We start from the raw sequence: 11414 nt of genomic DNA on the forward strand, positions 1-11414 counted from the left end.
AGCAACCTGAAGGATCACGTGATGGCCGTCTTCATTTCACGACGCCACGCTGACTACCAGCGGAAACTCGTACACCACCCCCGTGGACGCAACCCGAGGATGGTCTTCGTGCCCTCGATCGTGCGCACAGGGAGGTGGAAGATCCACGCACTGAAGCTGATCCTCCACACCTCTATTGGTGTACGTCCATACTGGTTCAACGCAACACCGGTTACTGCCTTGTCGCTCTCAAGCGTTCGAACGAGGCGCTCAGCGCGTCCGAGCAGACGCTCAAAGGGCTGGGAGGTTCCTTCACCAGAACCCGTGCCTTCGTGACGTTGGAACTCGTGGCCGCACTTGTTCAGAAGCGGGAGATACTCGCGGCGGTCCAAAGGCTGGGTGACGTCGCCGAGATGACAACGCGACACAGCTCGGTGCGCCTGATCGACGGTCTCCGCACGGCCAGAGGACAGCTCCAGCCGTGGGCCACCAACACCTACGTCCGCGACCTGGACGAGAAGCTTCGCGTACTCGGAATCGCAACAGAGATTTCGGCGTAGTGCCGTGCGCTGTGGCGTCGGCGCTGATCTGACCAGTACGAACCTCGCGAGGGGTGACCTTCGGCGGAGTGACTGTGAGGGTGGCCAGCGCACCAACGGTGAGTGGAGTGGATGGTGAGAACCGGCGAATGCGAAGGTACGCCCCTGATGTGCCCGGTCAACCCCCGCGCCGGTAAACCCTCCCCGCCGGCCCTCAGGCGAGAGGGAACGGCCGGCCGTGCTCCTCGGGAGGGCGCGGGCCGAAGACGCGGCGCTCCTTCTCGTCGATCGGGAGGTCGTTGATGCTGGCCTCGCGGCGCCACATCAGGCCGTTCTCGTCGAACTCCCACAGCTCGTTGCCGTAGCTGCGCCACCACTGCCCGCTCGCGTCGCGGCATTCGTACTGGAAGCGCACGGCGATGCGGTCGCCGGTGAACGCCCACAGCTCCTTGCGCAGCGCGTAGTCGAGCTCCCTGGACCACTTGCGGGTGAGGAACTCGGTGATCTGGTCGCGCCCGGTCACGAACTCCGACCGGTTGCGCCAGACGGAATCGGTGGTGTACGCGAGAGCGACGTGGTGCGGGTCACACGTGTTCCACGCGTCCTCGGCCGCCTGGACCTTCATCGGCGCGGTCTTGTCGGTGAACGGCGGTGTCAGAGATGCCATCAGTAGTCCTCCCCCTGAACTTGGTCGATACCGGCCTCGACGGGGGATCAAACCTCTTCCACGGGCGGGTTGAGCGGGGAGGGTTCGACGAAGCGCCAGGTCAGCGGGACCTCGCCCGGGACCTCCACGACCTGGTCCACCTCGAAGGCGACCCCGTCCCCGGCGATGGCCGCCCGGCCGGTGAGGTGCAGCCCGTGCCCGCTCTCCCAGTCGAGGAAGAGCAGCCCGCAGGCGGCGTTGAGCCGCAGGTTCCCGAGGGTCATGAACATGAAGTTGCCGGGGTACTCCGGCCACGAGAGCCGTCGCTCGCCGGCCACCCGGACGAACCCGGGGTTTCCTCCCCGGTGGGAGACGTCGGTGCCGAGCCCGTCCACGTGGGTGGCGACGAAGAAGGTGTCGGCCGTGCCGATCCAGCGCCGCTGGGACGGGGTGAGGCCGTCCCCGGTCGTGACCGGGCCCTTCGCCAGGGTCGCGCCGGGGATGGGGGACGGCTCCCGCTTCTGGATGTACTTGGGGCAGTTTGAGTAGACCTGCTCGGTCCGTACGACCAGCCGGCCTCCCTCACGGCGCGCCTTGCCGTTCGCCCGCATGCGCCGGCGGGTCGCGGGCTCGATGGCCAGGATCCCGATGTCGTGGCTCTCCTCGAACAGCCCGGTGAGGGGTCCGCCGGGCAGCGCGCCGACCTCGACCAGCCGCTCGTCCACCGGGTCGGCGAACCCCTGCGGCCCGGTGAGCGTGCCCGCCCAGACCCGCCCCCGGCCATCGGGGCTTCCGATGACAAGCATGCGCTGGGCCCGGAGGAAGGCCGCCGCCACGGGAGGGATCTCGGGGCGCGCCCGGGCCGAGCCCAGAGGACGGGTGATCCCGGCCCGGCGTTGCAGCAGCAGCTCGCCGGCATGCTCCATCAGAAGAATCCGCAGGTCGGGGCATCCTCCACGGGGGCCGTCAGCGCTTCGGCGCCGGTTGGGGCGAAGATCTCCACGCGGATGCCGTCGGGGTCGGTGAAGAAGACCCCGCCGGACTGCCGTCCGCCGGCGTGAGGGACGACCCCCTCGTAGGCGAACTCCACCCCGATCTCCTGGAGCGTGGCCTCCGCGCGGCGCACGGCGTCCATGTCGGGCACCTGGAGGGCGACGTGGTGAAGGCCCGGCAGGCCGGTCGCGAAGCGGCCCTCGCTCTGCTGCCAGAGGGTCAGCATCGAGACGCCGTCGTATCCGAGGGAGGCGTACCGCCGGTCGCCCTCGGTGGACTCGAAGTTGAGGTCGAAGCCGAAGACGCGCAGGTAGAACTCCTTGGTCCTCTCAAGGTCGGTCACATTGAGGCCGACGTGCCCGATCTGGAAACCCATGTGGTTCGCCCCTTCGCCCGAGCCTTGTAACGGAACCACGGATGTGGTTCCGTTAGAGAATCAAGGGGAGCGTAACCTAACGGATGGGGATGAATCAATCCGTTAGAACGGGTCAGTCGTCGCGGTGCTGGCGGTAGTGGCGGGCGGCCCTGGCGCGGTTGCCGCAGCCGACCGAGCACCATTCCTGGCGGGCGTGGTCCTTGACGAAATACAGCACGCAGCGGGGCGCCGGGCACGACCTGAGCCGGTGCCGGTCGGGGCTCGCGAGGAACTCGATCGCCGCCGTGGCCAGCGCCGCGCGCAGCCGCACGGACTCGCTCGCCGGGGCGGCGGGCACGGTCGTCGCGACGGGGTCCGCGTCCTTTGGCCATTCGAGTCTCCGGGCCAGGGGCACGGCCGTCGCCGCCGCGTTCACCGTGGCGAGCGCGTCGGTGAACTTCGGGAGCCGCGCGAAGTCCGCGGAGCTGGGCGGCCCGGGTGTCACGGCCCTGGCGAACAGCGCCCGTACGGCCTGACGGAGCTCGACCACCTCGTCACGCAGGGAGTCGCTCGCGGTGAAGCGGGGGTCGACGCCGAGCTCGCCGGCGTGGTCTCTGACCCACGCGGTCAGGCCGTCGGTGTCGGCGAGGGCGTCCGAGATCTCGCCGCGGTTCAGCCGGCTCGCCCGGATCGTCTGGGTGAACAGCAGGACCAGGGGTTCGGGCATCCGCCCATCCTAACGCGTTCGCGCCCTTGGTCCCGTTAGTCAGCGCTTGCGGACCGCTTTGGCGATGATGCCGACGAAGCCCGCGAACCCGAGCCCGAAGACGAGGATCAGCGCCATGACCAGCGTGTCGGGGGCGGGCTGGGCCAGGTAGCGGACGCCGATGCCGATGAACAGCAGGCCCGAGAGCAGCGACAGCCAGTCGGTCCTATGCGGCACGGTGTACCTCCACGTCGCCGATGCCGGCCTTGATGTGCAACTCGATGACGGGCGCGGTGCCGGAGGAGGCGACGTCGGGTTCGAGCACCTTGTCGTGGTGGACGTCGGCGCCGCCCTGCACCGAGTGCTCGATCTTCACGTCGCCCAGCCTGGTGTAGCCGAACACCTCGACGCGGGCCGTGCGGGGCACGATGATCTTGAGCTCCCCGATGGACACCGAGGCGTCGAACCGGGTGCGCGACCCGGGCGCGAGCTTGGTCTCCCGCAGGTCCAGGGTGCCGTCGCCGATGCCCACCGCGTACGAGCGCACGGCCTGCGAGCTGTCGACCGGCTCCCAGGTATAGCTGCCGATCTTCTTAGGAATACCGTTCACCGTCGACCCCGCCACCAGGAGAAGAGACATGATCGTGCCGGTCGCCACCAGGCCCGCGCCCCGGCCGAGCCAGGTCGCGACCAGCAGCCCGGAGCCGATCGTGATGAGTACGACCCCGCCGACCACGGGCAGGTTGAACGTGCTGGAGGACGACTGCGCGGCCACCATGATCCCTCCGACCACGAACGCGACGAACATCGTGATGGCGCCGGTGAAGGACTTCGGCCGCTTCGGGCGGTCGGGCCGTGCCAGGCCGGCGCCGCCTCCGCCGTAACCCCAGTCGTGCGGCTCGTAAGGCTGCGGTGGGGCGTACCGGCTGTAGGGTCCGCGCGGGGCGAACGGCTCACCCGAGGAGTCGAACCCTCCGCCCAGCCGCACGGGCCCGTACCGCGACGAACCCGATGAGACCGGGATCTCCGGCGCGGCGGGAGGCGGTCCCGCGGGGGACGGCCCTGCGTGGGGCGCGTCCATGGGAGCGTGTACGGCCCTGCCGGGCGAAGCGTCGCGCGCCTCCTGGGCCAGGTCCGACAGGCGGCGGTACTCCGGCACCGCGGCGGCCCCCGGCACCGCGCCGCCCCCCGGCCTCGCGGCGGCCCCCGGCACCGCGTCGGTCCCCGGTCTCGCGCCGGCGCCCGGCACCGCGTCGGCCACCGCGTCCGCCGGCGGGACCGAGTCAGAGAGCGGCTTCCCCCTGACCCGCTCCGGCAGGCTCCTGGCCAGGGCGAGCAGATCGGCGCCCTGGGCGTGCGCCGCCAGCAGGGCGATGGCCAGCAGCGTGCCCACGACGACCGTCGCGGTGCTGATGCCGTCGGCCGCCAGGTTGATGATCAGGCCGAGGGCGAAGACCGCCGCCAGCAACGCCATCACGGTCTCGGTGTCGAAGACCCTGCGGCTCCACTGCTCGGCGTATCCGGGGCCGCCGTCAGGGCTCCTCATCAGCAGGAACGCCGCGACGTAAAGCATGATGCCGATGCCGGAGCCCACGACGAGCGCGGCGAAGCCCACGCGGAAGATCACCGGATCCATCCCCGTGTGGCGGCCGAGCCCGGCGCACACCCCCGTGAGCATGCGTCCCTCGTCAGTACGCTTGAGCACACGCTCCTCATCCACAGATGGGAAGCTACCTGGCTCCTGCGTCGTGTCGGGTATGCCTGCTTCGGTCATGGCTCCATCGTGGCCGGGCGCGTGCCCTGCTCACCATCCGGGAGACCCCTGACTCGTCCCCGAGCCATCAGGGCAGGAGTCAGGATGCGCCCCTGGCTGTTGCACCTGCCGACCTCAGGGTTCCGTTCGAGCTAGCAGCCTGAGCCAATGGTGTGCGTGGTGGACTTGGCCGACTTTGTTCCATCCTGGTGAGCGCTTGCGCTAATCTTGGCCCGCAAGCCCCAGTCGTCCCGCCAGACGCAGCGAATTCTCACATCCCCCCAGGGTTCCATAGGTGAACTATGTCCTGAGGGGGATGTTGTGTTTGTGGCGCATGGTGCGTGGCAGACAACTGCCACTGCGTTAGGCACCAGCCGGAGCCGCTCGGCCACCAGGTGTGCCGAGACCGCAGAGGCTGATACGGCGGGTTTTCCGGCTCTTCCCCGTCAAAGACAGCAGCCACTCAAGCGGTGTCTCTCTTCCCTCACGGGAGTGTGACTCCGCATGGCCCCAACCAGGTCAAGGCAGCCGAAGGTCGTCCCGAAGCCGGGCGATGCTCAGCCGAAGCTCGTCGGGAAACTGGACGATGCTTCTAAGGTGGTCAAGGCTGCTACTGGTCTGACCGATCAGGCGGTGAGGCTGGTTCGTCAACTCGTGCACCTCGCGGGCTGGATCGTGCTCTTAATCAGCACCGTCAAGCTGGTTATCGACCCCCCGCAGGAACTGGCCGCCGCGAATTTCCTTGGCCACGGAGCCGGAGCGGCGGCGGTCCTCCAAGGCGTCGTCAAGGTGCCTGCTCGGTGGCGGAAGGCACAGACGCCGAGCCTCCCAGAAGCCATTGAGACGCCCAAGGCTCTCGAACCCCCCTGAAGCCCTGCGAGGTCGGTCAACCGGGACACGCTGCCCCGAAAGCGGGTGTACTGTCGACACACGGACTCGGCGCATCTCTGGCCGGTCCAGCGACTCGGCGCACGTGATGCCGATAGCCAACACATGACTTAATAAGCCACAGCTCTAAACGATCACATTACTGACCTGCTGAAACTTAACTTTACTGATCAAGTAGCTAATGAATTAGCGATCACAAGACTTAGCGAACTCAGGATCACAGGATTCAGCGATCTCAGGATCACAGGAGCATGGCCCGTCCCCACGACCGTGGGTCGACGGCTTCGTCATGTGGGATGCCAGGACCCACATCTTTGTAGGTGTGGCACGTCCGTAAGGCTCCCCGTTGGTGCTAGGACATCCGATGTCGGCATTTCCCCTGTGGCTGCGCGTGTGCGTCGCAGCCCTCATCGCGCTGCCCCTGTTAGTGGTAGTGCTGGCGTTCTCTCCCACACTCCTGTTCGCCATCGCGCTGCCCAAGGAGCGGCGGGACTGGCTACTTGAAGTGCTGGACCGCTGCGTTGAGTGGGTCAAGGCGATCTTCTCCGGCGACGGCAAGGGCGATAGCGCCTAGCGAGAACCGTTCGAGCCCCGCCCGGTGTGCCGTGCCCTGGGCGGGGCTCGTCCGTGTCTGGAGGCCGTCCCCGTGGCGCAGGAGACCCACTCCTAGGGCAGGATGCCGGACAGATCCGGGGGCTGGAAGCCCGGACCCTTCACGGCCTTGCCCTCGGCGACACCGGACTTGGTCATGTTCGCTCTGTGGACCTCGGCTAGCACTGCGTCTAAGTCGATGCCGTAGGTGAGGGCGGTGCCGTACACCACGTAGACCACGTCGGCCAGCTCCTGGGCGATGGCTCGCAGGTCCCCAGACTCGACGGCTTCCGCCACCTCGGCCACCTCGTCGGACAGCAGCCGTTGGCGCAGACGGGCCAGCGCCCCCGGTGGCACGACTGGGGTGTCGGCTGCTGGTAGGCCGAACCGGGCGTGGAACTGCTGAACCATCTGCGCTGGGTTCATGGTCACATTCTCCGGGAGGGCAGCGTCTTGATCATCGTCGGCTTTTTGGTGCCGGCGAACTGAATGTCGTACACCGCGATGTCCCCATAGAACCGGTCGACGAGCTTCTCGTCCAGGAACGTGTAGCAGTCGTCCAGGTTGGTCGACAGGCGCAGGGCCTTGGGCTCGTTCGATCCGACCTCGAACACCCTGGCGAGGTACGCGAAAGCGTGTAGGTGCTCGGGGACTGTGAGGGTCAGACCCTTGATCTCGATCGTGACTGAGGGCATGGAGTCAGCATAGACCTCTCTATACCTCTACAGAAGTATGTGGGTGTCTTTGCAGGTCAAGCGGCCTCTACTGTCGATCTCATGAGGACCGACGACCTTGGACAGGAGCTTCCCGAGATCAACTCGGACGGCGAGGCGCTGGTGTACATGGCCATTGCCGACTTCGTAGCCGGACAGATCGAACGTGGGGAACGTGCCGTCGGCTCACGCCTGCCCAGCGAGCTGGACCTATCGAACATGTGGGGGGTGGCTCGAATGACGGTTCGGAGGGCGATCCGCGAGCTACGCGAACGCGGACTCGTCAACGCCGTTCACGGCAAGGGCACCTTCGTCACCCGCCCAGCGCCCGAGGAGTAGAGCAGGCCGACGCATGCACGGCTGTTTGAGAGTCTGGCTGCCTCGCCCTGTCCGACGACGGCACGCCCCAACCCTCCAGGACAGTCCCGCACGTTATCGAACAAACGTACGGTTGACGCTAACTTCCCGCACGGCTATAGCTGAGCTCGTGAAGCCCTTCCTTGGTTTTTAAGGCCAATTGGGAGAGGTGGAACGACATGGGTTCCCTGGTGAACCTGCTGACGGCTGCTGGCGGCGCATCGACGATCTTGTACATGCTGCTTGTTTTCACGTTCGGCATGGTCGCGACCTTCTCCAAGAAGAAACATCGGCGCGAAATGGCCTGGAAGGTCTTCAGCGCCTTGATGCGCCGTCGTCCGGAGCCGCCCACCTTGCCTCCCAGCGTCAAAGATGGGCCCCAGAAGTGAACTTGTGCGCTATGGGGACGGTGGCCCGCCCGATGGGTCCGGCCTGCCCCGCGGAAACGTTGCCGTCGGCCTCTCCCAGATGCCCCGGCACTGCCGCACCCTCCGCCAGGCCGCACGGTTCTCGCTGCCTCCGGCCCCGGGGCCGGCGTGCCCCGGAGTCACGGCCAGGGGGGTCGCACGGGGGGTCGCACGGGGGTCACACAGAAAAGCGCCGCACCCCCTCTGCGGGAATGCGGCGGGATTCCTGGTGAGAGGGGCTAGGAGATCCCCCCCACAGCGTTCTCACCGGCCACGGAGTATTCCCACGCTGTCTGCAGGCTCCACACCCCCGTCTGGGGGTCCCGGAGTACCTCCGAGCCCAGGGCGCTGCACGCGCGTAGCACCTGCTTCTCGTCCAGCATCGTGGCCAGCTCCAGTTCCTTCCTCGTCATTGGACCGCACCGGCTCAGTGCCTCCCGAACGCGGTCTTGGTTGTTGAGCTCCAGAGGCGCGGGGAGGATCATCCGACGCGACTGCGGACCGGTCGCCGTCTGCGGACTGAGGCGGGCCACCTCCCCCGCGCACACGGTGTCACTGACGAACTGGGCCTTGTACTCGACGGGGCGCAGGTGGTCCGGGCTCTGCATGAGGAACTTGCCGGGTAGGTCCAACGTGCTGGTGTCCCACGCCGGATCGGCGAACACGAACTGGTTGTGAATGCGTTCGTTCATCCGGGCGCAGAGACGGTTCGTGACGTTGCCCCTGCCGTCCGTCTTGCCGCCGAACACGGCCTTGGACGGCTGCTGCGTGATGAGCACCAGGTGGATCGCGTACGCTCTCGCCAGCGCCAGAAGCGATTCGAGCTGCTTGGAGATCTTCTCCTCGCCGGGGTTCTTGTCCTTGTCATCGCCCTGCCGGACTAGCTCCGCCAGCTCATCGGCGAGAACGAAGATGGCGGGTCGGCCGTGCTTTTCGGGAATCCACTTGGTGTCGCCAGCCTCGGCCAGAATCTCGCCACGCTCCTGCATCTCCTGGTCTAGCCAGTCGAACAGCGCGCGGGCCTGCTCCACGGTGGTGGCGAGGCCGCGCAGGATGGGCCGGATCAGGTTCAGCTCGGGCGCTCCGGGCTTCATGTCGATCCCGTACAGCTCAGCACCGGCCTCGGCCAGCCGCAGCGCCACCAGCTTGACGAGATTGGACTTGCCGTAGTTGCTGGAACCGGCGATCAGAGTGTGGAAGTAGGCCAGGTTGATCTGCACTGGGTTCCCGTACTTGTCGAGACCTAGCGGGATCGGGTCCAGGAACGTCCGACTAGGAGCCGGAGCGTACGGGATGAGGTCCGCCAGCAGATCCCGGGCGAAGTGGTGAGCGATCACCCGACCGCCGATCTCGCCGGGAATCGCCTCGAACTTGCCGGGCAGGGCCAAGTGGTCCGCCACCATGCCCCAGTTCTTGATGACCTTGTCTCTGGGCAGCGTCGCGGGAAGGTCTAGGGTGGCCGCCCAGCCGTAGGCAGTGCGTAGTACCGAGGCCCCCAGCGGCTGGGTTTTCCACAGCATGTGGAGAGCTTCCCGTATGGCCGTCTCTTCCACCGTGCGGCCTACCAGCACGGGGGCGGGTTCCGAGGCCGGCGACACCCTGTTCGCGAGCTGATGCTGAGTCATCTCCAGCCGGACGAGACCCTGCTGGTACCTGTTCAGCTTGATCTGCTTGTCCAGGTGGTGGCTGTCGTAGCGGTCGCGGTATTTGACTACGCCGTACCAGGTCCCGCCAACGATGGCGTTGAACGCCCAGGCGTAAAACGAGTCCGCAGGGCCGAGTGCCCCGGTGATAGCGGCCTGGCCCAGGAGCAGCCCCGCCCCCGCCCCCGCACCAGCGAGAACCTTTCCCCAGCTCCGCGTGAGGGCGGCCAGGCCCAGAGCCCCACCGCCTACCGCACCCATCCCCAGCAGCACCGTGGCGGCGTCTCCGTGAGTCGCGTGCATGGCCAATCCGAGGGCCACCCCAGCGGTTGACGGGCCGAGTGTCGCCGCAGCGAGCCCGCCCTTGTTGTTCTTCAGCGCGTTCATGTCCGTGCCTCCCTCGGTTAGCTGTCTGTCCGAACACCCGGACCGGTCCGCCTTTCGGGGGATCGGCCCTAGAGTCCTTGCAGATCAGAGATAGAGCCCTGTGCCTTCCTGGGCCTGATCCTTGGCCTTGGCGAGCCACCGCTGCGCCGTGGTGTACGGCTTGCCGGTGATGTCCATTGCCTCGGAGATGGTCGGGGTCTTACCGGAACGGATGAGGCCGACCAGGGCGGATACCCCCTCGTCCTGGGTGGATATCCGGTGGAGACCCGGTGCGGATGGGTGGATATCCGGGGCGGATACCCCTCTGGCCTGCGGCGGGGCCAGCGACACCTCAGGGCGGGTATCCGGGTATTCGGGCTGGGTACCCGCCCTATCCACCCGGATATCCACTGGGTATTCGGCCTGCTCGATCTCCATCGCAGCGAGGCGGGCGGCAATCACGGCACGCTTGCGGGCCACCGCCCCCTCGACCTCCGCCTTCACTCCCTCGGCGTAAGCCTGGTCCAGCGCGATGCTCAGTCGGGTCTGGGCCTCGGGGCTGAGCTTGCGGACGTGGGACTTCATCACGTACGACCAAAGGATCTTGACCGCGACTGAGATGAACGCCCCGATGGTGGCGGTGATCAGGTCCCCCGCCAGGAACCCGTGGTAGAACACGGCGAGCGCCGACAGGGCCAGGATGAACCAGCCCATGCGCCTCGGTCCCGCCTGGGCGTGGGCGTCTGTCCGGAGGTTGTACTCCAGCAGCATGAACAGGACCCAGACGACATCGATCACGCCAGCCGCCACGAGGGCGACCGGGAACGGGACGTAGGTCTGGAGCAGGTCCACGATGTTGGTCGCGGACCAGACGATGGAGATCAGGACGACAGCGGCGGTTCCTGCGGTCAGGGCCTGCCAGCGCCGCATGTTCCAGTCGGCGCCAGCGTCCGGAACTCGGTAGGTGCGCTCATGCGGGACAAACGCCTTTTGGCCGTTCACGTCGATCTCGCGGTAATCGATCGTCTTCTTAGTCTTGAACTTCATCACTTGCCTCCTCGAAAAGGTCCTTGATCTCGATGCCGAGAATTTCGGCTATCTGCGGCAGTCGGTCTGCGATGGGGGAGCAGGTGCCCTGCTCCCACCTGAGTACTGACGATGAACTGACATCCAGGCAATAGGCGAGCTGTCGCTGACTGAGCCCAGCGGAAAGGCGGGCCCTCCTGAGTTTTTCTCGGCTGAATCGCGAAATCGTTGACATAACGTCCCCTGAGTAAGTGGTGCATGCCGGGCGCTACTACCAGTGCACCACTGGGCGCGTTATGCGCAAAAGTATGTAGTTACTACGAGTAATGTTCCGCGCGTGTGAGCCTAATCACATGGCAGCTGAAACTGGCACGCATGCTCACCGTGTCGGTCAGCACGGTAGGCATGCTGGAGACGCTCCGGCGCCGGCCCGACCGAAGATTCGCCGACGC

General features: G+C 66.7%; 16 protein-coding genes. 5 read left to right on the forward strand and 11 right to left on the reverse strand.

Annotation, left to right across the window (positions count from 1 at the left end; genetic code table 11):
• Positions 1-326 precede the first annotated feature (326 nt).
• Entirely contained in the window at positions 327-539 is a 213-nt protein-coding gene (locus AB0B89_RS30880) for a hypothetical protein (protein WP_358559845.1), read from the forward strand.
• A 193-nt stretch (positions 540-732) separates the two neighbouring features.
• Here the strand turns inward: AB0B89_RS30880 and AB0B89_RS30885 are convergent, their stop codons facing one another.
• The 6 genes from AB0B89_RS30885 to AB0B89_RS30910 all read right to left on the reverse strand — a co-directional run bounded on the left by AB0B89_RS30885 (position 733) and on the right by AB0B89_RS30910 (position 4923).
• A complete protein-coding gene (locus AB0B89_RS30885) occupies positions 733-1185 on the reverse strand; it encodes a nuclear transport factor 2 family protein (RefSeq protein WP_358559847.1) in 453 nt (150 codons plus the stop codon).
• A 47-nt stretch (positions 1186-1232) separates the two neighbouring features.
• Positions 1233-2090 carry a pyridoxamine 5'-phosphate oxidase family protein gene (locus AB0B89_RS30890; protein WP_358559849.1) on the reverse strand — a complete coding sequence of 286 codons (858 nt, stop codon included), beginning with the start codon at positions 2088-2090 and terminating at the stop codon, positions 1233-1235.
• Positions 2090-2533, reverse strand: coding sequence for a VOC family protein (locus tag AB0B89_RS30895; RefSeq protein ID WP_358559851.1), 444 nt, complete (start codon positions 2531-2533; stop codon positions 2090-2092). Before AB0B89_RS30895 ends, AB0B89_RS30890 begins: the two co-directional genes overlap by 1 nt.
• A 112-nt stretch (positions 2534-2645) precedes the next feature.
• Entirely contained in the window at positions 2646-3239 is a 594-nt protein-coding gene (locus AB0B89_RS30900) for an ABATE domain-containing protein (protein ID WP_358559853.1), read from the reverse strand.
• A 39-nt stretch (positions 3240-3278) separates the two neighbouring features.
• Positions 3279-3455 carry a hypothetical protein gene (locus tag AB0B89_RS30905; protein ID WP_358559855.1) on the reverse strand — a complete coding sequence of 59 codons (177 nt, stop codon included), beginning with the start codon at positions 3453-3455 and terminating at the stop codon, positions 3279-3281.
• Positions 3445-4923 carry a PspC domain-containing protein gene (locus AB0B89_RS30910; protein ID WP_358559857.1) on the reverse strand — a complete coding sequence of 493 codons (1479 nt, stop codon included), beginning with the start codon at positions 4921-4923 and terminating at the stop codon, positions 3445-3447. Before AB0B89_RS30910 ends, AB0B89_RS30905 begins: the two co-directional genes overlap by 11 nt.
• A 552-nt stretch (positions 4924-5475) precedes the next feature.
• On the opposite strand from AB0B89_RS30910, the gene AB0B89_RS30915 reads away from it, so the two are divergent.
• The gene (locus AB0B89_RS30915; RefSeq protein WP_358559859.1) at positions 5476-5841 is read left to right on the forward strand and encodes a hypothetical protein; all 366 of its coding nucleotides are present in this window, start codon (positions 5476-5478) and stop codon (positions 5839-5841) included.
• Between the two features lie 382 nt (positions 5842-6223).
• Positions 6224-6433 (forward strand): hypothetical protein, encoded by a 210-nt coding sequence (locus AB0B89_RS30920; RefSeq protein ID WP_358559861.1) that lies wholly within the window; start codon positions 6224-6226, stop codon positions 6431-6433.
• Between the two features lie 92 nt (positions 6434-6525).
• Here the strand turns inward: AB0B89_RS30920 and AB0B89_RS30925 are convergent, their stop codons facing one another.
• Positions 6526-6876, reverse strand: a complete 351-nt coding sequence (locus tag AB0B89_RS30925) for a MazG nucleotide pyrophosphohydrolase domain-containing protein (RefSeq protein ID WP_358559863.1) — start codon at positions 6874-6876, stop codon at positions 6526-6528.
• Between the two features lie 2 nt (positions 6877-6878).
• Entirely contained in the window at positions 6879-7145 is a 267-nt protein-coding gene (locus tag AB0B89_RS30930) for a hypothetical protein (protein ID WP_358559865.1), read from the reverse strand.
• 81 nt (positions 7146-7226) lie between these two features.
• On the opposite strand from AB0B89_RS30930, the gene AB0B89_RS30935 reads away from it, so the two are divergent.
• Together AB0B89_RS30935 and AB0B89_RS30940 are read left to right on the forward strand one after the other, a co-directional pair.
• The gene (locus AB0B89_RS30935; protein WP_358559867.1) at positions 7227-7502 is read left to right on the forward strand and encodes a GntR family transcriptional regulator; all 276 of its coding nucleotides are present in this window, start codon (positions 7227-7229) and stop codon (positions 7500-7502) included.
• 197 nt (positions 7503-7699) lie between these two features.
• Positions 7700-7909: a hypothetical protein gene (locus tag AB0B89_RS30940; protein ID WP_358559869.1), complete on the forward strand. Its 210-nt coding sequence runs from the start codon at positions 7700-7702 to the stop codon at positions 7907-7909.
• A 257-nt stretch (positions 7910-8166) separates the two neighbouring features.
• Here the strand turns inward: AB0B89_RS30940 and AB0B89_RS30945 are convergent, their stop codons facing one another.
• From AB0B89_RS30945 to AB0B89_RS30955, 3 genes are all read right to left on the reverse strand, one after another.
• Positions 8167-9957 carry an FtsK/SpoIIIE domain-containing protein gene (locus AB0B89_RS30945; protein WP_358559871.1) on the reverse strand — a complete coding sequence of 597 codons (1791 nt, stop codon included), beginning with the start codon at positions 9955-9957 and terminating at the stop codon, positions 8167-8169.
• An 84-nt stretch (positions 9958-10041) separates the two neighbouring features.
• Entirely contained in the window at positions 10042-10983 is a 942-nt protein-coding gene (locus tag AB0B89_RS30950; RefSeq protein WP_358559873.1) for a hypothetical protein, read from the reverse strand.
• Positions 10967-11197 (reverse strand): helix-turn-helix transcriptional regulator, encoded by a 231-nt coding sequence (locus tag AB0B89_RS30955; RefSeq protein WP_358559875.1) that lies wholly within the window; start codon positions 11195-11197, stop codon positions 10967-10969. Before AB0B89_RS30955 ends, AB0B89_RS30950 begins: the two co-directional genes overlap by 17 nt.
• Between the last annotated feature and the right edge of the window lie 217 nt (positions 11198-11414).

Source organism: Sphaerisporangium sp. NPDC049002, from assembly GCF_040649355.1.
Taxonomy (GTDB): domain Bacteria; phylum Actinomycetota; class Actinomycetes; order Streptosporangiales; family Streptosporangiaceae; genus Sphaerisporangium.